This is a genomic window from Ottowia sp. VDI28, from assembly GCF_049532675.1.
Classification (GTDB): Bacteria; Pseudomonadota; Gammaproteobacteria; order Burkholderiales; family Burkholderiaceae_C; genus Ottowia.
Map to the genome: position 1 here is coordinate 1,173,641 of NZ_CP149820.1, position 22,412 is coordinate 1,196,052.

Genomic DNA, 22,412 nt, shown 5'->3' on the forward strand with positions numbered 1-22,412 from the left:
AATCATGATGAATTGTCGTCCAAACGACAACATGGCGTCAAAGTATCGCCTTACTATTCGCAACATGCAAGGTCCCGGCATCCCCGAGATCACCATAGTGGAGACAAAAAAACACATGGCCAACACCTTTCCCCGCCTGCTGCAAAAGCATGCTGCCGAGCGTCCGAAGGCGCCCGCATTGCGCGAGAAAGAATTCGGAATTTGGCAGACTTGGAGCTGGCAGCGCGCGCTGGATGAAGTGCGTTGGATGGCCGGCGGCCTGGCGGCGCTGGGCTTCAAGACAGGCGACAACTTCGCCATCGTTGGCGACAACCGTCCGCACCTGTATCTGGCTTTCATGGCCGTCCAGGCGCTGCGCGGTGTCCCTGTGCCCATGTACCAGGATGCAGTGGCTTCCGAGATGGCCTTCGTCCTGCAGGATGCCGAGGTGCACTTCGCCTTCGCTGAAAACCAGGAGCAGGTCGACAAAATGCTGGAACTGCGCGAAAGTGCGACCGGCCTGGCGCACATCATCTACGACGATCCGCGTGGCCTGCGCAACTACACGCAAAGCGGCTTGATCAGCGTCGATGAGCTGTTCGAGCTGGGTCGGCAATATGAGCGCGAGCACCCGGGTTTCTTCAATGCCGCCGTGGCCGAGGGCCAGCCTGAAGATGTCGCCGTCATTCTCTATACCTCGGGCACCACCGGCAAACCCAAGGGGGTGTGCCAGACGCACGCCAGCTTCATCGGCTCGGCTGAGGGCGGTGTGCGTACCGATGGGCTGAACGGTTCGGACAACGTGCTTTCTTATCTTCCGCCGGCATGGGTGGGAGATTTCCTGTTTTCCATGGCGCAGTGGATGGTGGCAGGCTTCACCATCAACTGCCCCGAATCGGCCGAGACCGTCAGCATCGACATGCGCGAGATCGGGCCTACTTATTACTTCGCGCCGCCCCGCATTTTCGAAGGCATGCTGACCTCCGTCTCCATCCGCATGGAAGACGCGGCCAGGCCCAAGCGCTGGTTGCACGAGAAATTCATGGCGGTGGCGCGGCGCGTGGGCTCCGACATTCTGGATGGCAAACCGGTGGGCCTGGGCGACAAGCTGCTCTACGGGCTGGGCAACTTCCTGGTGTACGGGCCGCTCAAGAATGCCATGGGCTTGTCGCGCATTCGCGTGGCCTATACGGCCGGCGCGGCCATCGGGCCTGATCTGTTCCGCTTTTTCCGCTCAATTGGCATCAATCTGAAGCAGCTCTATGGCCAGACCGAAACCTGCGCCTATGTCTGCATCCAGAAGAACGGCCGCGTCAAGCTGCATACCGTGGGCGAAGCCGCGCCGGGAATCGAGTTGAAGATCGCCGATTCCGGGGAGGTGCTGGTGCGCGGCGTTTCGGTGCTGAAGGAATACTACAAGCGGCCTGACGCCACGGCCGAGGTGATGGATGCCGAAGGTTACTTTCACACCGGCGACGCCGGTGTGATCGATGCCGACGGCCATCTGCGCATCATCGATCGCGCCAAGGACGTGGGCAAGATGGCCGACGGCGCCATGTTCGCGCCCAACTACATCGAGAACAAGCTCAAGTTCTTCCCGCAGATCAAAGAGGCGGTGTGCTTCGGCCACGCCCGGGATACGGTTTGTGCCTTCCTCAACATCGATTTCGAGGCCGTGGGTAACTGGGCGGAGCGGCAGGGTCTGCCTTATGCGGGCTATGTCGATCTGGCAGGCAAGCCCGAGGTGCTGAAGATGATGGCCGAATGCGTGGAGAAGGTGAACGCCGATCTGGCCGCCGAAGAGGGCATGGCCGGCACGCAGGTGGCGCGCTTCATGGTGCTGCACAAGGAGCTTGATCCTGACGACGATGAACTCACGCGCACGCGCAAGGTGCGGCGCGGTTTCATCGCCGAGAAATACGGTGTCCTGATCGATGCGCTGTACTCAGACAAGCGTGAGCAGTTCATCGAGACGGCCGTGAAATTCGAGGATGGCCGCACCGGCAAGGTCAGCGCCAATCTGCAGATCATGAACGCCAAAACGTTCGCACCATTGAAGGCCGCTGCATGAGTGCCGCATTTGCATCCACCGCGAGCGAGTTCCGGGGCGAAACGCTCTCTGTCGTCGCCGGTTCACATTCACAGGATGGCCCGGCCGGACTCAATGCCCGGCGCATTGGCGATGTCGTGCTCGAGGTGAAGAATATCAGCCTGCGCTTTGGCGGCGTCAAGGCGCTCACCGACATCAGCTTCAACGTGCGTGAGCACGAAATCCGCGCCATCATCGGTCCCAACGGTGCTGGCAAGTCCTCGATGCTCAACTGCATCAACGGGGTCTACGCGCCGAGCGAAGGCAGTATTACCTTCCGCGGCAAGACCTTCAGCCACATGAACTCGCGCCAGGTGGCTGAGATGGGGGTGGCGCGCACGTTCCAGAACCTGGCCTTGTTCAAGGGCATGAGCGTGCTCGACAACATCATGTCGGGCCGCAACCTCAAGATCAAGAGCAACCTGTTCATGCAGGCGCTGCGCATCGGTCCTGCCGAGCGCGAGGAGATCAGGCATCGCGAATTCGTGGAACGCATCATCGATTTCCTGGAAATCCAGGCGCATCGCAAGACGCCGGTCGGCCAACTGCCCTATGGCCTGCAGAAGCGGGTCGACCTGGGCCGCGCGCTGGCAATGGAGCCGCAGGTGCTGCTGCTCGACGAGCCCATGGCGGGCATGAACGTCGAGGAAAAGCAGGACATGTGCCGCTTCATTCTCGATGTGAACGACGAGTTCGGCACCACCATCGTGCTGATCGAGCATGACATGGGCGTGGTCATGGACATCTCCGACCGCGTGGTGGTGCTTGATTACGGCAAGAAGATCGGTGACGGCACCCCTCTGGAAGTGCGCAACAACGAAGACGTGATCCGGGCCTATCTCGGCACCAGCCACTGAAGAGAAAAAATGGCATTCTTTCTTGAAACACTTCTTGGCGGCCTGATGACAGGCATGCTCTATGCGCTGGTCGCGTTGGGCTTCGTGCTGATCTTCAAGGCCAGCGGCGTCTTCAACTTCGCCCAGGGGGCCATGGTGCTGTTCGCCGCCCTGGCCATGGCCCGCTTCGCCGAGTGGATTCCGGAGTGGACAGGCATCAGCAACCCCTGGTTCGCCAATGGCACGGCTTTCGTGCTGGCCGGTGTGCTGATGTTCGCCGTGGCCTGGGTGATCGAGCGCCTGGTGCTCCGGCATCTGGTCAACCAGGACATTGCCACGCTGCTGATGGCCACGCTGGGCATCACCTATTTCCTCGAAGGCCTGGGCCAGACGATTTTCGGTAGCGACATCTACAAGATCGACATCGGCATGCCCAAGGATCCCGTGTTCATTCTTGAATCGGTTTTCGAAGGCGGGGTGCTGGTCAACAAGGAAGACGTGGTGGCGGCGATCATCGCGGCGGCCCTAGTGGCCGGGCTTTCCATCTTCTTCCAGAAGACCAAGACTGGCCGGGCCTTGCGTGCCGTGGCCGACGATCACCAGGCCGCGCAGTCGATCGGCATTCCGCTCGGGCGCATCTGGGTCATCGTGTGGTGCGTGGCCGGGGTGGTGGCGCTGGTGGCGGGAATGATCTGGGGCAGCAAGCTGGGCGTGCAGTTCTCTCTCGCCACGGTGGCCCTGCGCGCCCTGCCGGTGATCATTCTGGGCGGCCTGACATCAGTACCGGGCGCCATCATCGGCGGGCTGATCATCGGTGTGGGAGAGAAGCTTTCCGAGGTGTACCTGGGGCCCTTTGTAGGGGGCGGCATCGAGATCTGGTTCGCCTATGTGCTGGCGCTGGTGTTCCTCTTATTCCGGCCGCAAGGATTGTTCGGCGAAAAGATCATTGATCGCGTATGAGAACCCCCTGAGTCGCTTACGCGCCTTCCCCCCAGGGGGACGCCTCTGGCGGCCGGGCCAAGCCCGCTCCGCGGAGGCACGCGGATGGCTTGCTCCGCAGCCGGTCGAATCCTGACGGTTTTTGGATAACTGATATGTTCTACAGAGAAAACGGACAGTTCAAGACGAGCTACCGGGCCGATCAGCAGATCTTCCCGATCGCGCAGGACCGGTGGGCGATTGTGCTGCTGCTGGCGTTGGCCTTCGTCGCCGTGCCCATGTTGGCCAGCGACTACCTGTTCCGCGCCGTGCTGATTCCCTTTGCGATCATGGCACTCGCAGCGCTGGGGGTGAACATCCTGGTGGGCTATTGCGGGCAGATCTCGCTGGGCTCAGGGGCGTTCATGGCGGTGGGTGCCTATGGGGCCTACAACTTCATTGCACGTATCGACGGCATGCCGCTGATCGTGGCGTTGATCCTGGGCGGGTTGTGCGCCACGCTCTTCGGCATCGTGTTCGGGCTGCCCAGCCTGCGGGTGAAGGGTCTTTACCTGGCAGTGGCCACACTGGCGGCGCAATTCTTCAGCGACTGGATGTTCCTGCGCATCAAATGGCTCACCAATGATTCGGCCTCGGGCTCGGTATCGGTGTCTCATCCCAACGTGCTGGGCTTTCCGTTGGAAAGCGGGGTGGCCAAGTACGTGTTCTGCATGGCTGTGCTGGTGGTCATTGCTCTGTTGGCCAAGAACCTGGTGCGCGGCGCCATCGGGCGCGAGTGGATGGCGATCCGTGACATGGACGTGGCGGCCGCGGTGATCGGCATCCGGCCCATGTACGCCAAGCTGAGCGCGTTTGCCGTGAGCAGCTTCATCATCGGCGTGGCGGGCGCGCTCTGGGGCATCGTGCACCTGGGTACATGGGAACCGGCGGCGTTCTCGGTGGAGGTGTCGTTCCGCCTGCTGTTCATGGTCATCATCGGCGGGCTGGGCTCGATTATGGGCGCGTTTTTCGGCGCGGCCTTCATCGTGGTTCTGCCGATTTTCCTGAACCAGTTCCTGCCGTGGTTCCTGGGGCTGTTCGGCCTCGGTATTTCCACTGCCGGCGTGTCGCATGCCGAGTTGATGATCTTTGGCGCCCTGATCGTCTGGTTCCTGGTCGTGGAGCCGCATGGCCTGGCCAAGCTGTGGTCCACGGGCAAGCAGAAGATGCGGCTGTGGCCCTTCCCGCATTGAGCCATCGATTTTTACCTGGTTATCCGAGAGTTCCCGCTGTGTTCATTTATTTCAAGAAGGAGACAAGCATGAAGCGAACCACCACCATGATCGCCGCGGCAGCCGTGGCCGCAGGCGCCCTGCTGACTGCAGGCAGCGCGCTGGCGCAGGCCAAGGAGCAATTCTTCCCGCTGCTGTCCTACCGGACAGGGCCCTATGCCCCTAACGGCACCCCATGGGCCAATGGCAAGCAGGACTACATCAAGATGATCAACGCGCGTGACGGCGGCGTGAACGGCGTCAAGCTCACGTTCGAGGAGTGCGAAACCGGTTATGCCACCGACCGCGGCGTGGAATGCTATGAGCGCCTGAAGAGCCGTCCTGGCGTGGCCTTGTTCGATCCGCAGGCCACGGGTATCACGTTTGCCCTCACGGAGAAAGCGCCCAACGACAAGGTGGCTTTGCTGACGCTGGGCTATGGTCTTTCCGTCGCGCAGGACGGCATGGCATTCAAATGGAACTTCCCGCTCATGGGCAGCTATTGGACGGGCGCAGACATCCTGATCCAGCACATCGGCAAAGAGCTTGGCGGCATGGACAAGCTCAAGGGCAAGAAAATCACGCTGGTCTATCACGACAGCCCGTTCGGCAAGGAGCCGATCCCCCTGTTGCAGGAGCGCGCCAAGATGCACGGCTTCGATCTGCAACTGCTGCCGGTGACCGCGCCTGGCGTGGAGCAGAAGGCCACCTGGCTGCAGGTTCGCCAGCACCGTCCGGACTTCGTGTTGCTGTGGGGCTGGGGCGTGATGAACTCCACCGCGCTGAAGGAAGCCCAGGCCACCGGCTACCCGCGCGAGAAAATGTACGGTGTCTGGTGGGCCGGAGCCGAGCCTGATGTGCGCGACGTGGGCGCGGGCGCCAAGGGCTACCATGCGCTGGCGCTCAATGGTTCCGGCCAGCAGTCCAAGGTCATGCAGGACATCATCAAGTTCGTGCATGACAAAGGGCAAGGCACGGGCCCGAAAGATGAGGTGGGCCAGGTGCTGTACACGCGCGGCGCCATCATCCAGATGCTGAGCGTCGAGGCTGTGCGCAAGGCGCAGGAACGCTTCGGCAAAGGCAAGGTCATGACCGGCGAGCAGGTGCGCTGGGGCCTGGAGAACCTGAACCTGGATCAGAAGCGTCTGGATGCGCTGGGCTTCGGCGGCGTGATGCGTCCGCTGCAGACCACCTGCGCGGACCACATGGGCTCCACCTGGGCGCGCGTGCAGACCTGGGACGGCGCCAAATGGAACATCGGCAATGACTGGTATCAGGCCGACGAGGCGGTGATCAAGCCGATGGTCAAGAGCGGTGCTGCCAAGTACCTGGCCGACAAGAAGATGCAAGCCCGGCCTGCCGGCGATTGCAATAGCTGATAAGGCACTTGACCACCATGCCTCCCGAGGTTTTGTATGGCTCCTTCCCCTTCTGGGGGAAGGTAGGGATGGGGGCTTTCACGGCGTTTGATCTGAATGGATTTCCGCTGTGTGGATCGTCTGGTGAAAGCCCCCACCCCAACCCTCCCCCAGCGGGGGAGGGAGGGAAAACCGCGCAAAGACCTGGAAGAGCATGGCACTCAAACCCTTCTCGCAAGGAAGGGGCCATCCATACCAGGCCAACACCCAAGGCATTTCGATGAGCGACAAGCCGACACCGCCCCCCTTGCTGAACGTCAACGGCATCGAGGTCATCTACAACCATGTGATCCTGGTGCTCAAGGGGGTGTCCCTGACTGTGCCCGAAAGCGGCATCGTCGCCATCCTGGGCGGCAACGGAGCCGGCAAGACCACCACGCTGCGCGCCGTGTCCAACCTGCTCAAGGGGGAGCGGGGCGAAGTCACCAAGGGCAGCATCGAATACCGGGGTGAGCGCATCGAGAATCTGAGCCCTGCCGAGCTGGTCAAGCGCGGCGTGGTGCAGGTCATGGAGGGGCGCCACTGCTTCGCCCACCTGACCATCGAGGAGAACCTGTTGACCGGCAGCTACACCCGGGCAGACAAGGGCGAGATCGCCCGCAATCTCGAGAAGGTCTACACCTATTTTCCCCGTCTGAAAACGCGCCGGACCAGCCAGGCCGCCTACACCTCGGGCGGCGAGCAGCAGATGTGCGCCATTGGCCGGGCGCTGATGGCCAACCCCAGCATGGTGCTGCTGGACGAGCCCTCCATGGGCCTGGCGCCGCAGATCGTCGAAGAGGTGTTCAACATCGTCAAGGATCTGAACGCCAAGGAGAAAACCACCTTCCTGCTGGCCGAGCAGAACACCAACATGGCGCTGCGTTACGCGGACTACGGCTACATCATGGAAAGCGGCCGCGTGGTGATGGACGGCAAAGCCCCCGAGCTGGCCAGCAACGAGGACGTGAAAGAGTTCTACCTTGGGGTCGGTGGCGGCGAGCGCAAGAGCTTCAAGGACGTCAAGAGCTACAAGCGGCGCAAGCGCTGGCTGGCTTGAATTCTTTCCCTCTCCTGCACGCGGGGGAGGGCAGGGGTGAGGGTCTCCCGCCCAGAGGGTGAGGGAGAAAACGCAAAGAGCACAGAACATCATGACCGAGTATTTCGACACCCTGGAGGCGCGCGAGCCCGCCGCCCGCGAAGCGGCGCTGATGTCGGCGCTGCCGCGCCAGATCGCCCATGCCCAGACCCACAGTGCGGCCATGGGCGAGATCCTGGCGGGCGTGCCGGCACGGGAGATCACTTCAAGAGCCGCGCTGGCGCGCTTGCCCGTGACGCGCAAGAGCGAACTGCTGGCCCGTCAGAAGGCTGCGCGCGCGGCAGGGAAAGACACCTTCGGCGGCTTTGCCGCCATCTCACGCGGCCCTGTCATGCCGCGCCTGTATGCCAGCCCGGGCCCCATCTATGAACCCGAGGGGACGTCACAGGATTACTGGCGTACGGCGCGGGCCATGGTTGCGGCGGGCTTTCGCGCGGGCGATCTGGTGCACAACGCCTTCAGCTATCACATGACGCCCGGCGCCTTCATCATGGAATCGGGTGCCCGGGCGATGGGCTGCACCGTATTTCCCGCCGGCACCGGGCAGACTGAGCAGCAGCTGGAGGCCATCGCCGATCTCAAGCCCAGGGGGTATCTGGGCACACCCAGCTTCCTGCGGATCCTGGTCGAGAAGGCCAAGGAAAGCGGTGCCGATATTTCCAGCCTCACACGCGGCCTGGTGAGCGGCGAAGCCTTCCCGCCCAGCCTGCGCGATTGGTTCACGGCCCAGGGTATGGATGTCTACCAGAGCTATGCCACCGCCGATGTCGGCCTGATCGCCTACGAAACTTCGGCACGGGAGGGGTTGGTGCTCGATGAAGGCGTGATTGTCGAGATCGTGCGCCCGGGCACTGGGGATCCGGTGGGCGAGGGGGAGGTGGGCGAGGTGGTGGTCACGGTGCTCAATCCGGACTACCCGCTCATCCGCTTCGGTACCGGCGATCTTTCGGCTGTGCTACCCGGCGCGTGCCCTACCGGCCGCACCAATGCACGGATCAAAGGGTGGCTTGGCCGGGCGGACCAGACCACGAAGGCGCGCGGCATGTTCGTGCATCCGGGGCAGGTGGCCGAGATCGTGCGGCGCTTTCCCGCTGTTGGCCGTGCCCGGTTGGTGGTGAGTGGCGAAATGGCTAACGATCAGTTGACGCTGATCATTGAGTCGGCCAGCGGAGACAGCGATGATTTGCGCCGGCAGGTGGCCGAGGCGATTCGGGATGTCACCAAGCTGCGCGGCGAAGTGCAGGTCGTGGCGCCCGGCAGCCTTCCCAATGACGGCAAGGTGATCGAGGACGCCCGCAGCTACCAGTAATAGTCATAGTCGCGCGCGGGCCATAGTGTTTTCGCGTGGCAAGGCCGGGTTTTCCCGGCCTTGTCTTTTTTACAAGTTTCGCGCAAACCCCGATGTGTCGGACCTGCCTTGTTCCTTAATATTCCTCATGCAAATACGCATTAAATTCTCTTGTATGCATCTCGAAAGGAAAGCTTTGATGAAGACTCGTTTGCCCACCTCCCTGCGCCTGTGCGCTGCCGCCGCTGCACTGGCTTGCGCAGCTGGTGCCCAGGCACAAGCTTTCCCGGCAGGGAAAACCATCACGTTCATCGTGCCTTTTGCCGCTGGCGGCCCGACGGACAAGGTGGCTCGCGATCTGGCCGAGGCCATGCGCAAACCCTTGAATGGCGCCACCATCGTGGTCGACAACGCTGCTGGTGCGGGCAGCACCATCGGTACCGCCAAGGCCTTCCGCGCTTCGCCCGATGGCTATACGTTGCTGCTGACCCACGTGGGCATGGCCACCACGCCCACGCTCTACCGCAACCCAGGTTACAAGTATGAGGAGTTCGAGTATCTGGGCCTGGTCAACGAGGTACCGATGGTGGTGGTCGGCAAGCCGGCGCTCGCCGCCAACAACTGGGCCGAGCTGAACACCTGGATCGGCCAGAACAAGAACAAGGTCAACTTGGGCAATGCCGGCCTGGGCAGCGCCTCGCACCTGTGCGGGCTGATGCTCCAGAACGCGCTCAAGACCGAGATGACCACCGTGCCCTACAAAGGTACTGCACCCGCCATGACCGATCTCATGGGCGGCCAGATCGACATCATGTGCGATCAGACCACCAACACCACCAGCCAGATCGAGGGCAAGAAGATCAAGGCCTTTGCCATGAGCACCGCCAAGCGTGTCAGCACGCCGCCCGTCTACAAGGACTTGCCGACGCTGGATGAGGCTGGCTTGAAGGGCTTCAACGTGAGTATCTGGCACGGCCTGTACGCACCCAAAGGTACCCCGCCAGCCGTGCTCAAGGTGCTCAACGACGCACTCAAAGCGGCAGTGAAGGATCCTGACTTCATCAAGAAGGAAGAGGGCCTGGGTGCTGTGGTGGTGCACGATGCCCGCAACAACCCTGCCGAACACAAGAAGTTCGTGGCCGCTGAAGTCGCCAAGTGGGGCGTAGTCATCAAGGCCGCCGGCCAATACGCCGATTGATTTGGCGCTGGACGCCCTCCTTGCCTGCAGGGCCAGGGCGGAGCTAGGGCAAAAAGGCCTGCGGAGCAGGCCGCCTTTCGGGGCTGCCGCGGAGCTGGCTTTGCCAAGCGGCTGGCGGCGTCCCCCTGGGGGAAGGCGCGTCAGCGCCTCAGGGGGAACTTAGCTAAACCCCCAGACCACATCCTTTTTCGCTTCCGCGCTTTCACGCAGCAACTCAATGAACGGCAAGGCACGCTTGCCGAGCGGGATGGGATCATCCGAGCCAGAGGCCTCGGCGTCTTCCTTTTTCTCTTCTTTCGGCAGAGCTTCCCGACGCTTGATCTCGGCCTGCAGGGCTGAGATCACTCCAGGAATCTGCTCTACGGTAATGATGCCCGTAGGCCCAGGAGTCTTGCCGGCGATCTTCAGCACCTCGTCGCCGGTGGATTGCAACATGATGACCTCAGCGGCGGCTTGGGACTTGAATTTGTACAGCATGCGGTTTCTCCTATTTTGAAGCCACCTCGGATAGCGGGCGACGCTCAGCTTGCATTTTGCCTCCAAGACGGCATGAATCTGCCTGAGTGAATTCCATCTTGCCATTTGAGCGTTCTTTCCGCTGGGAGGAAGGGGCAACAAAAACGTGAGCATCCCTAAGGGTCAATACCTACTTGAAAGCGAATCGTTGCTACTTGACATTGATTGTTTAGAGTTAAACAATCTCGGCATGAACAAATTATCCAGCGTCGTATGCGTCGGCGGCGGGCCGGCGGGCTTGTACTTCGGTCTGCTGATGAAAAAGCAGCAGCCCGATTGCCGCGTGACAGTAGTCGAACGCAATCGTCCGTTCGACACCTTCGGCTGGGGCGTGGTGCTCTCCGATCAGACGCTGGGCAATCTCCGGGTGGCTGATTTGGAAAGCGCCAAGCTGATCGGGGAGGCGTTCAACCACTGGGACGACATCGAGGTGTTTTTCAAGGGCCGAAGCGTGCGTTCTGGAGGCCATGGCTTCTGCGGAATCGGGCGCAAGCACTTGCTCAACATCCTGCAGGAGCGCTGCATGGCGCTCGGCGTCGATCTGGTGTTCGAGACGGATGTGTCGGATGAGCATGCGATCGCCGCGAAATACAACGCCGATCTGGTCATCGCCAGCGATGGGCTGAACAGCCGCATCCGCACGCGCTATGAAAACGTGTTCCAGCCAGATATCGACCAGCGCCAGTGCCGCTTCGTCTGGCTCGGCACCCACAAGACCTTCGATGCCTTCACCTTCGCCTTCGAGCAGACCGAGCACGGCTGGTTCCAGGCGCATGCCTACAAGTTCGACGGCAATACCTCCACCTTCATCGTCGAAACACCTGAAGAGGTCTGGAAAGCGCACGGCATCGACCAGATGAGCCAGGAAGAGGGCATTGCTTTCTGCCAGAAGCTGTTCGGCAAATACCTGGACGGAAACGATCTCATCAGCAATGCCAAGCACCTGCGCGGCTCGGCGATCTGGATCCGCTTCCCCCGCGTGATCTGCAAGACCTGGGTTCACCATGAAGACATCCAGGGCAAGCGCACCCCCATCGTGTTGATGGGCGATGCCGCCCACACGGCGCATTTCTCGATCGGCAGCGGCACCAAGCTGGCGCTGGAAGATGCCATCGACCTGGCGAACGAATTCGCGACCGGCGAGGATACCGATACGGTGTTGCAGGCCTATGAGGCCCGCCGCAGCGTGGAAGTGCTGAAAATCCAGAACGCCGCCCGCAACTCCACTGAATGGTTCGAGAACGTCGACCGCTATACCGGCATGGAGATCGAGCAGTTCGCCTATTCCCTGCTCACACGCAGCCAGCGGATCAGCCACGAGAACCTGCGCCTGCGCGACGCGAAGTGGCTGGAAGGATATGAGAGCTGGTTTGCCAAGGGGCCGGCGGTGCCGCCCATGTTCACGCCCTATACGGTGCGCGGGCTCACGCTCAAGAACCGCATCATCGTTTCTCCCATGGCGCAATACAGCGCCAAGGAAGGCGTGCCCGGAGACTATCACCTGGTTCACCTGGGGGCGCGCGCGCTTGGCGGCGCGGCCATGGTGATGGTCGAGATGACCAGCCCGGTACCCGAAGGCCGCATCACCCCCGGATGCCCTGGGCTCTATACAGACGAGCAGGAAGCGGCCTTCAAGCGGATCGTTGATTTCGTGCACGCCCAGAGCGATGCCGCCATCGGCATTCAGCTGGGCCACAGCGGGCCGAAGGGCTCCACCCAACTGGGCTGGGAGGAGATCGACGAACCCCTTGCGCAGGGCAACTGGCCTCTGGTGGCTGCCAGCGCCGTGCCTTATGGTGAGCAGAACCAGACGCCGGCGGCCATCAGCCTGCGGGACATGGAGACGCTCAAGCAAGCTTTCGTGGATTCGACGCGCCGTGCCGCTGCGGCCGGCTTCGACTGGCTGGAGCTGCACTGCGCGCACGGGTACCTGCTGGCCTCGTTCATCAGCCCGCTCACCAACCACCGCACCGACGCCTATGGCGGCAGCCTGGAAAACCGCTGCCGCTACCCGCTCGAAGTATTTGCGGCCATGCGCGCCGCATGGCCGCAAGACAAACCGATGAGCGTGCGCATCTCTGCGCACGACTGGGCGCCCGGAGGCACCGGACCGGATGACGCGATCGAGATCGCACGCCTGTTCAAGGCCGCCGGCTGCGACATGATCGATGTATCTTCTGGCCAGACCACGCGCGATGCCAAGCCGGTGTATGGCCGCATGTACCAGACGCCGTTCGCCGACCGCATCCGCAACGAGACCGGCATTGCCACCATCGCCGTGGGCGCGATCTCCGAGGCAGACCACGCCAACAGCATCATTGCCGCGGGCCGCGCCGACCTGTGCGCCGTGGCACGCCCGCACCTGGCCGATCCGGCCTGGACGCTGCACGAAGCCGCGAAGCTGCAAAGCCGGGCGGTCAATTGGCCCAAACCTTACCTGAGCGGCCGCGACCAGCTTTACCGCGAGATCGCGCGGCAGCAGGCCATGCAAGCCAGCCAGGCGGTGGTGGCGGACGCTGCTCCGCATGAAGGAGCTTAAATGGATCTGGAAGCCCGCGCGCACAGCGAACACCCCGAGGAGCTGCGCCTTTGGCTGCGCATGCTCACCTGCACGCAACTGGTGGAAAAAGACATCCGCTCCGGTCTTCGCGAGCAGTGGAACACCACGTTGCCGCGCTTCGACCTGATGGCACAGCTTGAGCGCTCGCCCGAAGGCTTGCGCATGAACGAGCTTTCCCGCCGGATGATGGTGACCGGAGGCAACGTGACCGGCATCACCGATCAGCTCGAAGGCGAGGGCCTGGTTGAGCGTGTGGAAGTTGAAGGCGACCGGCGCGCCTACCTGGTACGGCTGACGCCCAAGGGACGGCGCCAGTTCAACGCCATGGCCGAGGCCCATGAGGGTTGGATCGTGCAGGCCTTTTCAGGCTTGCAGGCGCAGGAGTTGCGCACCCTGCACCAATTGCTCGGCAAGGTGAAACAGCATTTTCTTCAGGAGACAGCGTGAAGCATTACATCGGCAACGGCAACCCCATGCGCGCGCAGTTCAGCGCGCAATCCACCTATGAAGCCCGGCATTTCAGCTGGCAATGCGATTCCGCAGGTGTGGCCACTGTCATGCTCAACCGGCCGGAACGCAAGAACCCGCTCACTTTCGATTCGTACGGCGAATTGCGCGACCTTTTCAACGGGCTGCGCTATGCCACCGATGTGAAGGTAGTGGTGGTCACCGGCGAGGGCGGCAACTTCTGCTCCGGCGGCGACGTGCACGACATCATTGGCCCGCTCACGAAAATGAGCATGCCCGAACTGCTGGAGTTCACCCGCATGACCGGCGATCTGGTGAAAGCCATGCGCGGCTGCCCGCAGCCTGTCATTGGCGCCATCGACGGCGTTTGCGCCGGCGCCGGTGCCATGATGGCGCTGGCGTGCGACATGCGCTATGGCACGCAGGCCACCAAGACGGCTTTCCTGTTCACCCGCGTCGGCCTCGCGGGTGCCGACATGGGCGCATGCGCGCTGTTGCCGCGTGTGATCGGCCAGGGGCGCGCCAGCGAGCTGCTGTTCACGGGCCGCGCCATGACGGCGCAGGAAGGTTTGAACTGGGGCTTCTTCAATGCCTTGCACGAGAGTGGCGAATTGCTCGGGAAAGCGCGGGCCATGGCGAGCGAGTTGGCGGCTGGCCCGACCTTCGCCCAAGGCATGACCAAGACCATGCTGAGCCAGGAATGGGCCATGACCATCGAGCAGGCCATCGAGGCCGAAGCGCAGGCGCAGGCGATCTGCATGCAGACGCAAGACTTCCGCCGCGCCTACGAAGCCTTCGCGGCCAAGCAGAAGCCGGTATTCGGGGGCGACTGATGAGCGGCGGCCTGATGCAACCCACCGCGCTCGTGCCTTCCACCGAACACCTGGCGCTGCCTTTTTTCGAGGCGGCACACAGGGACATCGCGGCCCGCCTGCCTGAGTGGGCCAATGCGCAAGGCGTAGACGAAACCGATGACCGTGCAGCCTGCCACGATTGGGTGCGCCGGCTGGGTGAGGGCGGCTGGCTCCGCTACTGCGTGGCGGCCGAGCATGGCGGTGCGTTGCCGCGGCTCGATTCGCGGGCGCTGGTGGTGCTGCGCGAAACGCTGGCGTTCTACTCGCCGCTGGCTGATTTCTCCTTCGCCATGCAAGGCCTGGGCAGTGGTGCCATCTCGCTGGGCGGCACGCCAGCGCAGCAGGCCGCTTATCTGCCCGAGGTAGCGCGCGGCGGCAAGATCGCGGCCTTCGCGCTCAGCGAGCCCGACGCGGGATCGGATGTGGCCGCCATGCAAACCGAGGCCGTACCGTCTGCCGATTCCGCAGGCGGTTGGCGTCTGAATGGCACCAAGACCTGGATCAGCAACGGCGGCATGGCCGACTTCTATTGCGTGTTCGCCAAGACCGACCGCCAGGCTGGCAGCCGGGGTATCACGGCCTTCATTGTCGACAAAGGTGCATCAGGGTTGGACGACAGCGCGCATATCCACGTGATGGCGCCGCACCCCCTGGCCACGCTGCGGCTGACTGATTGTGCGGTGGCGGGCGATGCGCCCTTGGGCGAGGTGAACGGCGGCTTCAAGCTGGCGATGCAAACGCTCGACATCTTCCGTGCCAGCGTGGCTGGCGCCGCGCTGGGCATGGCCCGCCGGGCGCTGGCTGAAGCGATCGCCCATGCGCGCCGGCGCAATATGTTCGGCCATACACTGGCCGACTTTCAGCTGACGCAAGCCAAGCTGGGCGAGATGGCTGCGCTGGTCGATGCCGGCGCGCTGCTGACTTACCGCGCCGCCTGGATGCGTGATACGCAGCAGGGTTCGATGAAGGAGCGAAGCGTGGCGGCCGCCATGGCCAAGATGACGGCGACCGAGAACGCCCAGCGGGTGATCGACATGGCGCTGCAGATGCACGGCGGCTTGGGTGTGATGGTGGGCAGCAAGGTGGAGTCGCTGTACAGGGACATCCGCAGCCTCCGCATCTACGAAGGCGCTACCGAGGTGCAGCAGCTCATCATCGGCAAGGCAGTGCTGCAGTGAATCTTGCGATCCTGCTCGTTTGGTCTTTACGCCCTCCCCCCAAAGGGGGAAAGGGGCATTCCGGAGGTACCCGACATGACCGCGCCCAGCGCTCAAACCGACCGTTTCGTTCTCGACCGCATGCCCCCGCGCGACCAATGGCCGGCGTTTCGCTACGACCTGCCCGAACTGCGTTTTCCGGATCAGGTCAACATCGCTTCCCGGTTGCTGGATGAGGCCGTTGAAAACAAAGGCTGGGCCGATCGCCCGCTGCTCCGTTCCCCGCAACTGACCCTGACCTATGCCGAGACGCGCGAGCGTGTGGATCGCATTGCCGGGTACCTGATCAATGAATTGAAGCTCGAGCCCGGCAACCGTGTGCTGCTGCGTGGAGGGAACTCCATCGGCATGGCGCTGTCATGGCTGGCGATCGTCAAGGCGGGGCTGGTGGCTGTGGCCACCATGCCGCTTTTGCGCGCGGCTGAGCTGGTTCAGGTGATCGACAAGGGCCAGCCGGCAGCCGCTATCTGCGATGCACGGCTGCTTTCCGAATTGGAGCTGGCGCGTGAAAAGCGGCCAGGTATGGTGCGCCACGTCGTCCACTTCGGTTCACCCGACGATCCCCAGGATCTGGGAGCGCTGGCCGCACGCCAGCCACCTCTCTTCAGGGCATGTCCCACGGCGGCGGATGATATTGCGCTGCTGGCTTTCACCAGCGGCACGACAGGCATGCCCAAGGCTGTGGTACACACGCACCGCGATGTACTGGCTGCGTGCGAATGCTGGCCGCGCCACGTGCTGAAAGCCGCACCTGACGATGTGGTGACCGGTTCACCGCCACTGGCTTTTACATTCGGGCTGGGCGGGCTACTGGTGTTCCCCATGTGGGCGGGTGCCAGCGTCTATTACCCCGACGCGCCTTACAACCCGGAGACCATGGTGCGCCAGATGCGCGAGCATGGCGTGACCACGTGCTATACGGCGCCTACCTTCTACCGCCAGATGGCGCCGCATGCGAAAGCCATCGGCATTCCCACGCTGCGCCACTGTGTGAGCGCGGGTGAGGCCCTGCCCGATGCCACGCGCCAGCTCTGGAAGGAGGCGACCGGCATCGAGATGCTGGACGGCATCGGCGCCACCGAGATGTTCCACATCTTCATCTCGTCGGCTGGCGCGGAGGTCAAGCGCGGTGCCATCGGGAAGGTGGTGCCCGGCTACCAGGCCAAGGTGGTGGATGACGAGGGCCGCGAAGTCCCGCGCGGCACCATTGGCAAGCTGGCCGTGATCGGGCCTACCGGCTGCCGCTACATGGAAGATCAGCGCCAGGCCAAGTACGTGCACGAAGGCTGGAACCACCCTGGCGATGCTTTCCTGCAGGACGAAGAGGACTATTTCCACTACCAGGCGCGCGACGACGACATGATCATCACTGCCGGCTACAACGTGGGCGGCCCTGAGGTCGAAGACTGCCTGCTCGCGCATCCGGCTGTGGCCGAATGCGGCGTAGTCGGCAAGCCCGATGAAGAGCGGGGCATGATCATCAAGGCGGTGGTGGTGTTGAAAGCAGGCCAGACGGGAGACCCTGCCATGGTCAAAGCTTTGCAGGATCACGTGAAGAGCCACATCGCGCCCTACAAATACCCGCGCGAAATCGAATTCGTGACCGTGCTGCCGCGCACCGAGACCGGAAAGCTTCAGCGCTTTAGGTTAAGGCAGCACACCCCCTGAGTCGCCTGCGGCGCCTTCCCCCTGAAGGGGGACAACGCCAATGGCCGGCACAGGTCCGTCCATGGCGCTCCACGAATGGCCTGCTCCGCGGCCTTCTGATTGGATAAAACATGAGGAATATCGACATGCACAAGCAACTCCAACCCGAAGGATGGGCACCCGCCAAGGGCTATGCCAACGGCGTCGCCGCGCGCGGCACGCAGATCTACGTGGGTGGCCAGATCGGCTGGAACGCCCAGCAGCAATTCGAGAGCGACGACTTCATCGACCAGTGCCGCCAGGCCTTGCAGAACATCATGGACGTGCTGCGAACCGGTGAAGCCGGCCCGGAACACATGGTGCGCATGACCTGGTATGTGATTGATCGCGTGGAGTACAACGCGCGGCTGAAAGAGCTGGGCGCGGTGTACCGGGACGTCGTGGGCCGGCATTTCCCGGCCATGACTTGTGTGCAGGTGGCGGCGTTGATGGAGGCGCGCGCCAAGGTGGAGATTGAAGTAACAGCGGTGGTGCCAGACTGAGTCAAGGCTGGCGCCGCATGGAACCTCCATGGTCTGTACTCAATGACTGATCATCCAGGGGCGCCGGCCGACCTGGGTCTTTACAGCCGCCTCTCCGGACCCCGCGGCGGCTTTGCTTCTGGGGCTGCAGCAGCCGCAGCCGCTGGGATGGCGCAAGCGGCCATAACCCCCGGGGTCCACATCGCGCGAGGAGCGCGGCGCGTGGCGGGAGCGCTCGTTCACTTCGGCGGCGCGGCGCTGCGGCGCGGTGGTGCAGGCCAGGCGGGGCGCCTGGGTCATCACGCGCGGCGAGGCCGAACCGCACCGCGGGCAAGCGCAGAGCTCGTTGCGCTGGGCAAGGCTGCGCAGCGCATCGAAGTCGCCGCAGTCCGGGCAGGCATAGTCGTAGGTCGGCATGAGCGTCTTCCGGTTCCAGGTTATTTGTCGGGCGAGATCGGCATGTCGATGCTGCCGTCAAGGTGCTTGATGGGGCCGGCCGCACTGGGGTTGATGTCGAAGTCGAAGATCTGCGTGGGCAGCCACAGCGTGGCGCAGGCATTGGGCACGTCGACGACCCCGCTGATGTGGCCTTGCACCGGCGCGGTTCCCAGAATGGAGTAGGCCTGCGCGCCGGAGTAGCCGAACTTCTTCAGGTATTCGATGGCATTCAGGCAGGCTTGCTTGTAGGCGACGTTCACGTCCAGGTAGTACTGCTTGCCGCTCTCATCCACGCTGATGCCTTCGAAGATGACGTAGTCGTTGTAGGTCGGCGTGATGGGGCTGGGCTTGAAGATCGGGTTCTTGATGCCGTACTTGGCCATGCCGCCCTTGATGAGCTGCACTTTCATGTGCACCCAGCCCGCCATCTCGATGGCACCGCAGAAAGTGATCTCGCCATCGCCCTGGCTGAAGTGCAGGTCGCCCACCGAGAGGCCCGCGCCATCCACATAGACGGGGAAGAACACCTTGGCGCCGCGCGAGAGATCCTTGATGTCGCAGTTGCCCCCATGTTCGCGCGGCGGTACGGTGCGCGCGCCCGTGGCGGCGGCCTTGTCCCGGGCTTCGCCCTGCATGGTGCCCATGTGCGCCGTGCTGGCCCAGGGCGGGTTCGCGAGGTTGCCGCCGGGGTTGGTGTCGATCAGGGCCTGCTCGCGTGCGTTCCAGGTCTCAAGCATCTTGTGGTCGGGCAGGGTGCCGATCAAGCCGGGATGGATCAGGCCCGCATAGCGCACGCCGGGAATATGGCGCGAGGTGGTGAACATGCCCTGGAAGTCCCAGATGGATTTCTGGGCTAGGGGAAAATGATCGGTCAGGAAACCGCCACCGTTCTTCTGAGAGAAGAAGCCGTTGAAGCCCCACAGGCTGTCCTGCTTGGCCCCGATGTCGAGCAGGTCCACCACCAGCAGGTCGCCGGGTTCGGCGCCTTTGACGCCCACGGGTCCGGACAGGTAGTGCACCGTCGTCAGGTCCACGTCGCGGACATCGTCCGCGCTGTCGTTGTTCTTGATGAAACCGCCGGTCCAATCGTAGGTTTCCAGAACGAAATCATCGCCGGGGTTGACCCAGCAAGCCATGGGAATGTCGGGGTGCCAGCGGTTATGCACCTTTTCATTGCTGGGCGCGGGCTGGGAAAGATCGACCTTGACGAGAGTTTCGGGCATGACGTGCTCCTGGTGTTGGTAATGGGGAAAACGGAAATCAGACGGCGAGATAGGCCTTGATGCGGTCTTCGTCCGTGTCGGCGCGGGCGGTCTCGTGCACCAGACGCCCGCCTTCAATGACGAACAACCGGTCCGCCACGTCCATGGCGAAGGAGAGCACCTGCTCGGAGACCACGATGGTCAGCCGGCGCATCGTGCGGATATCGTTGAGCGCACGCGCGATGTCCTTGATGATGGAGGGCTGAATGCCTTCGGTGGGCTCATCGAGCAGCAGTACCTTGGGGTTGGTGACCAGCGCGCGCGCGATGGCCAGTTGCTGCTGCTGTCCGCCGGAGAGATTGCCGCCTTTGCGCCCGCGCATCTCCCACAGGACGGGGAACAAGGCGAAGATCTCCTCGGGAATGGTCTTGTCCCTGGCGTTTTCCAGGCCGGTCTGGATGTTCTCCGCCACGGTCAGCGTGGGGAAGATCATGCGGCCCTGGGGTACGTAGGCAATGCCCTTGGCGACGCGGCGGAAGCTCGGGTCTTTCGAGATGTCCTGGTCCCCCACGGTGATCTGCCCGCTCTTTTGAGGCAGGATGCCCATGAGGCTCTTGAACAGCGTGGTCTTGCCCATGCCGTTGCGCCCCATGATGGCCACCGTTTCGTTGGCATGGCCCTCGAAGGAGATGCCGTGCAGCGCTTCGCTCTGGCCATAGGCCACGAACAGATCCTTGACTTTCAGCATGCGATCTCTCTCTTTCAGTTTTCCAGTGCGCTACGCGCTACCCACAAGGTCTGCAACGCCGAGGTTCGAGAGGCCGCGGAGCAGCAGGCCAAGCCAGGGCACCCGCGGAGCTGGCTTGGCCAGGCCGCTGGGTGCGTCCCCCTCCGGGGGCGCCCGGCGTAGGGGAAGGCGCGTAAGCGACTTAGGGGGTGTCATTTCAATGGCCCAGATAGACATCGATGACCTTCGGGTCGGCCTGCACTTTTTCCATGGAGCCTTCCGCGAGGATCTTTCCCTGGTGCATCACGGTGACCTTGTGGGCGATCTTCTTGACGAAGTCCATGTCGTGCTCGATCACGATCACCGCGCGGTTGCGGCAGATGCGGTGCAGCAGCTCGGCAGTGAGGTCCCGTTCCTTGGCGCTCATGCCCGCAATGGGTTCATCGAGCATCAGAAGCTCGGGCTCCTGCATGAGCAGCATCCCGATCTCCAGCCACTGCTTTTGGCCGTGCGAGAGCAGGCCAGCCTCGGTTTCGAGCTTGTCGGCCAGGCCGATCTCGGCAGCCACCGTTTCGACGCGTTCCCGCACTTCCGTGGTGCATTTGAATGCCAGTGCACCAAATACGGACCGTCCGCTCGGGTAGGAGACCTCCAGGTTCTGGAACACAGGGAGGTTCTCGTAGATGGAAGGTGTCTGGAATTTGCGGCCGATGCCCCGGCGCACGCGCACGTATTCGGGCAGGCCGATGATTTCCTCGTCCTTGAACTTGATGCTGCCGGCGCTGGCGCGCGTCTTGCCGCAGATCAGATCCAGCAGCGTGGTCTTGCCAGCCCCGTTGGGGCCGATGATCACGCGCAACTCGTTCTTGTCGATGTAGAGCGTGAGGTCGTCGATGGCCTTGAAGCCGTCGAAGGAGACCGTGAGGTCTTCCACCATCAGAGCGAAATCTTGTCTCATGTCGCAGGTCCTTCGGATGCTTCAGGCGCCCTGGCCGTTCACGCCGGGGGGAATGTCTGGCGTGGCGGGGCCGGTGGGCTCCACTCTGGGCTTGGCTTCAGGTTTGGAGACGGCTGGACTGCTCTTGCCCACGGCCGTGCGGCGCGATTTCCACCAGGGCACGATCTTGTCTGTCCACACCCCGGCCAGCCCCATCGGGAAGGCCATGGTCACGCCGATGAACAGAGCGGCCATGAGGAACAGCCAGAGATCGGGGAAGGATTCCGAGAACACGGTCTTGCCCCAGTTGACCAAAAGCGCTCCGTACACCGCGCCCACCAGGCTCATGCGCCCGCCGACCGCGGCGAAGATGACCATTTCGATGGAGGGCACGATGCCCACGAAACTGGGTGACATGAAGCCCACCTGCAGCGTGAAGAGCGCGCCGCCGATGCCGGAGAGCGCGGCCGCCAGGCAGAAGGCGAAGATGCGGAAGTTGGCGACGTCGTAACCCGAGAAGCGCACGCGGTCTTCCTTGTCCCGCATGGCCAGGAGCAGCGTGCCGAGCTTGCTGGTCTGAATCCAGCGGCACAACAAGATCGTGCCGATCAGCATGCCGACGCAGACAAAATACAGGATGTACTTGGCGCTGTCGGTACGGATGTCCCAGCCCAGCAGGGTCTTGAGATCAGTCATGCCGTTCACGCCGCCGGTATAGCCTTGCTGTCCGATGATGAGCACCGAGACGATCAGTGCCACGGCCTGTGTGATGATGGCGAAATACACCCCGCCCACGCGCCGCTTGAACATCGCGAAGCTGATTATCCAGGCCAGCAGCGTGGGCAGCGCGATCACGGCCGCCAGGGCGAATGGAAAGTGCTTGAACGGCAGCCAGAAGGTGGGCAGCTCGGTCACCTGGTTCCAGTCCATGAAGTCCGGGATGCCCGGCGTCGACTGGATCTTCGTGCTTTCAGGGTCCGAGGCCTCCAGCTTGAGGAACATGGCCATCGCGTAGCCGCCCAGCCCGAAAAATACGCCTTGTCCCAGGCTGAGCACGCCGCTGTAGCCCCACAGCATGACCAGGCCGATCGCCACGAAGGCATAGGTGAGGTATTTGCCCACCAGGTTGAGGCGGAAGATGTCCAATGAGAGGGGCAGCACCACCACGAGCAGCAGCGTGAGGAGGAGCAGGCTGCCCAGCTGGTAGCGGTTGATCAAGGCCTTGAGGGAATGCATGATGGTTTTCTCCG

General features: G+C 62.9%; 20 protein-coding genes. 14 read left to right on the forward strand and 6 right to left on the reverse strand.

All coding sequences use genetic code 11. The features are described 5' to 3' along the window. Nucleotides 1-115: 115 nt before the first annotated feature. From WJU18_RS05465 to WJU18_RS05500, 8 genes are all read left to right on the forward strand, one after another. Nucleotides 116-2,050, forward strand: coding sequence for an AMP-dependent synthetase/ligase (locus WJU18_RS05465; protein WP_423459116.1), 1,935 nt, complete (start codon nt 116-118; stop codon nt 2,048-2,050). After that, nucleotides 2,047-2,925: an ABC transporter ATP-binding protein gene (locus WJU18_RS05470; protein WP_423459117.1), complete on the forward strand. Its 879-nt coding sequence runs from the start codon at nt 2,047-2,049 to the stop codon at nt 2,923-2,925. The genes WJU18_RS05465 and WJU18_RS05470 overlap by 4 nt, the downstream gene beginning before the upstream one ends. A gap of 9 nt (nt 2,926-2,934) precedes the next feature. Then, nucleotides 2,935-3,864, forward strand: coding sequence for a branched-chain amino acid ABC transporter permease (locus WJU18_RS05475; RefSeq protein WP_423459118.1), 930 nt, complete (start codon nt 2,935-2,937; stop codon nt 3,862-3,864). 134 nt (nt 3,865-3,998) lie between these two features. Continuing rightward, nucleotides 3,999-5,075 (forward strand): branched-chain amino acid ABC transporter permease, encoded by a 1,077-nt coding sequence (locus WJU18_RS05480; protein ID WP_423459119.1) that lies wholly within the window; start codon nt 3,999-4,001, stop codon nt 5,073-5,075. Between the two features lie 68 nt (nt 5,076-5,143). Then, entirely contained in the window at nt 5,144-6,472 is a 1,329-nt protein-coding gene (locus tag WJU18_RS05485; RefSeq protein ID WP_423459120.1) for an ABC transporter substrate-binding protein, read from the forward strand. A 259-nt stretch (nt 6,473-6,731) separates the two neighbouring features. After that, entirely contained in the window at nt 6,732-7,550 is an 819-nt protein-coding gene (locus WJU18_RS05490) for an ABC transporter ATP-binding protein (protein WP_423460941.1), read from the forward strand. 91 nt (nt 7,551-7,641) lie between these two features. After that, a complete protein-coding gene (locus WJU18_RS05495; RefSeq protein ID WP_423459121.1) occupies nt 7,642-8,898 on the forward strand; it encodes a phenylacetate--CoA ligase family protein in 1,257 nt (418 codons plus the stop codon). Between the two features lie 178 nt (nt 8,899-9,076). Then, nucleotides 9,077-10,075 carry a tripartite tricarboxylate transporter substrate-binding protein gene (locus WJU18_RS05500; protein WP_423459122.1) on the forward strand — a complete coding sequence of 333 codons (999 nt, stop codon included), beginning with the start codon at nt 9,077-9,079 and terminating at the stop codon, nt 10,073-10,075. A gap of 159 nt (nt 10,076-10,234) precedes the next feature. Here WJU18_RS05500 and WJU18_RS05505 read toward each other — a convergent pair whose 3' ends face one another. Continuing rightward, nucleotides 10,235-10,657 carry a DUF1840 domain-containing protein gene (locus WJU18_RS05505; RefSeq protein ID WP_423459123.1) on the reverse strand — a complete coding sequence of 141 codons (423 nt, stop codon included), beginning with the start codon at nt 10,655-10,657 and terminating at the stop codon, nt 10,235-10,237. A gap of 124 nt (nt 10,658-10,781) precedes the next feature. On the opposite strand from WJU18_RS05505, the gene WJU18_RS05510 reads away from it, so the two are divergent. From WJU18_RS05510 to WJU18_RS05535, 6 genes are all read left to right on the forward strand, one after another. Beyond that, entirely contained in the window at nt 10,782-13,130 is a 2,349-nt protein-coding gene (locus tag WJU18_RS05510) for a bifunctional salicylyl-CoA 5-hydroxylase/oxidoreductase (RefSeq protein ID WP_423459124.1), read from the forward strand. Then, complete coding sequence (locus tag WJU18_RS05515; RefSeq protein ID WP_423459125.1) at nt 13,131-13,598, forward strand: MarR family winged helix-turn-helix transcriptional regulator; 468 nt, start codon at nt 13,131-13,133, stop codon at nt 13,596-13,598. Then, complete coding sequence (locus tag WJU18_RS05520) at nt 13,595-14,452, forward strand: enoyl-CoA hydratase family protein (protein WP_423459126.1); 858 nt, start codon at nt 13,595-13,597, stop codon at nt 14,450-14,452. The genes WJU18_RS05515 and WJU18_RS05520 overlap by 4 nt, the downstream gene beginning before the upstream one ends. A gap of 14 nt (nt 14,453-14,466) precedes the next feature. Further along, nucleotides 14,467-15,651 (forward strand): acyl-CoA dehydrogenase family protein, encoded by a 1,185-nt coding sequence (locus tag WJU18_RS05525; RefSeq protein ID WP_423459127.1) that lies wholly within the window; start codon nt 14,467-14,469, stop codon nt 15,649-15,651. Nucleotides 15,652-15,726: 75 nt separating this feature from the next. Beyond that, the gene (locus WJU18_RS05530; protein WP_423459128.1) at nt 15,727-17,358 is read left to right on the forward strand and encodes an AMP-binding protein; all 1,632 of its coding nucleotides are present in this window, start codon (nt 15,727-15,729) and stop codon (nt 17,356-17,358) included. Nucleotides 17,359-17,483: 125 nt separating this feature from the next. Continuing rightward, complete coding sequence (locus tag WJU18_RS05535) at nt 17,484-17,879, forward strand: RidA family protein (RefSeq protein WP_423459129.1); 396 nt, start codon at nt 17,484-17,486, stop codon at nt 17,877-17,879. Nucleotides 17,880-17,918: 39 nt separating this feature from the next. On the opposite strand, the gene WJU18_RS05540 is transcribed toward WJU18_RS05535, so the two are convergent. The 5 genes from WJU18_RS05540 to urtC all read right to left on the reverse strand — a co-directional run bounded on the left by WJU18_RS05540 (nt 17,919) and on the right by urtC (nt 22,398). After that, a complete protein-coding gene (locus tag WJU18_RS05540; protein ID WP_423459130.1) occupies nt 17,919-18,275 on the reverse strand; it encodes a zinc ribbon domain-containing protein in 357 nt (118 codons plus the stop codon). A 20-nt stretch (nt 18,276-18,295) separates the two neighbouring features. Further along, nucleotides 18,296-19,519 carry a formamidase gene (gene fmdA, locus WJU18_RS05545; RefSeq protein ID WP_423459131.1) on the reverse strand — a complete coding sequence of 408 codons (1,224 nt, stop codon included), beginning with the start codon at nt 19,517-19,519 and terminating at the stop codon, nt 18,296-18,298. Nucleotides 19,520-19,556: 37 nt separating this feature from the next. Further along, nucleotides 19,557-20,246 carry an urea ABC transporter ATP-binding subunit UrtE gene (gene urtE, locus WJU18_RS05550; RefSeq protein ID WP_423459132.1) on the reverse strand — a complete coding sequence of 230 codons (690 nt, stop codon included), beginning with the start codon at nt 20,244-20,246 and terminating at the stop codon, nt 19,557-19,559. Between the two features lie 196 nt (nt 20,247-20,442). Then, complete coding sequence (gene urtD / locus WJU18_RS05555) at nt 20,443-21,183, reverse strand: urea ABC transporter ATP-binding protein UrtD (protein ID WP_423459133.1); 741 nt, start codon at nt 21,181-21,183, stop codon at nt 20,443-20,445. A gap of 21 nt (nt 21,184-21,204) precedes the next feature. Further along, nucleotides 21,205-22,398 (reverse strand): urea ABC transporter permease subunit UrtC, encoded by a 1,194-nt coding sequence (urtC, locus tag WJU18_RS05560; RefSeq protein WP_423459134.1) that lies wholly within the window; start codon nt 22,396-22,398, stop codon nt 21,205-21,207. Nucleotides 22,399-22,412: the final 14 nt, after the last annotated feature.

Coding starts and splice junctions, on each gene's coding strand:
- urtC (WP_423459134.1), bottom strand. CDS start 22,398: ATGCATTCCCTCAAGGCCTTGATCAACCGCTACCAGCTGGGCAGCCTG.
- WJU18_RS05535 (WP_423459129.1), top strand. CDS start 17,484: ATGCACAAGCAACTCCAACCCGAAGGATGGGCACCCGCCAAGGGCTAT.
- WJU18_RS05540 (WP_423459130.1), bottom strand. CDS start 18,275: ATGCCGACCTACGACTATGCCTGCCCGGACTGCGGCGACTTCGATGCG.
- WJU18_RS05530 (WP_423459128.1), top strand. CDS start 15,727: ATGACCGCGCCCAGCGCTCAAACCGACCGTTTCGTTCTCGACCGCATG.
- WJU18_RS05495 (WP_423459121.1), top strand. CDS start 7,642: ATGACCGAGTATTTCGACACCCTGGAGGCGCGCGAGCCCGCCGCCCGC.
- fmdA (WP_423459131.1), bottom strand. CDS start 19,519: ATGCCCGAAACTCTCGTCAAGGTCGATCTTTCCCAGCCCGCGCCCAGC.
- urtD (WP_423459133.1), bottom strand. CDS start 21,183: ATGAGACAAGATTTCGCTCTGATGGTGGAAGACCTCACGGTCTCCTTC.
- WJU18_RS05490 (WP_423460941.1), top strand. CDS start 6,732: ATGAGCGACAAGCCGACACCGCCCCCCTTGCTGAACGTCAACGGCATC.
- WJU18_RS05500 (WP_423459122.1), top strand. CDS start 9,077: ATGAAGACTCGTTTGCCCACCTCCCTGCGCCTGTGCGCTGCCGCCGCT.
- WJU18_RS05470 (WP_423459117.1), top strand. CDS start 2,047: ATGAGTGCCGCATTTGCATCCACCGCGAGCGAGTTCCGGGGCGAAACG.
- urtE (WP_423459132.1), bottom strand. CDS start 20,246: ATGCTGAAAGTCAAGGATCTGTTCGTGGCCTATGGCCAGAGCGAAGCG.
- WJU18_RS05510 (WP_423459124.1), top strand. CDS start 10,782: ATGAACAAATTATCCAGCGTCGTATGCGTCGGCGGCGGGCCGGCGGGC.
- WJU18_RS05485 (WP_423459120.1), top strand. CDS start 5,144: ATGAAGCGAACCACCACCATGATCGCCGCGGCAGCCGTGGCCGCAGGC.
- WJU18_RS05475 (WP_423459118.1), top strand. CDS start 2,935: ATGGCATTCTTTCTTGAAACACTTCTTGGCGGCCTGATGACAGGCATG.
- WJU18_RS05465 (WP_423459116.1), top strand. CDS start 116: ATGGCCAACACCTTTCCCCGCCTGCTGCAAAAGCATGCTGCCGAGCGT.
- WJU18_RS05525 (WP_423459127.1), top strand. CDS start 14,467: ATGCAACCCACCGCGCTCGTGCCTTCCACCGAACACCTGGCGCTGCCT.
- WJU18_RS05515 (WP_423459125.1), top strand. CDS start 13,131: ATGGATCTGGAAGCCCGCGCGCACAGCGAACACCCCGAGGAGCTGCGC.
- WJU18_RS05480 (WP_423459119.1), top strand. CDS start 3,999: ATGTTCTACAGAGAAAACGGACAGTTCAAGACGAGCTACCGGGCCGAT.
- WJU18_RS05505 (WP_423459123.1), bottom strand. CDS start 10,657: ATGGCAAGATGGAATTCACTCAGGCAGATTCATGCCGTCTTGGAGGCA.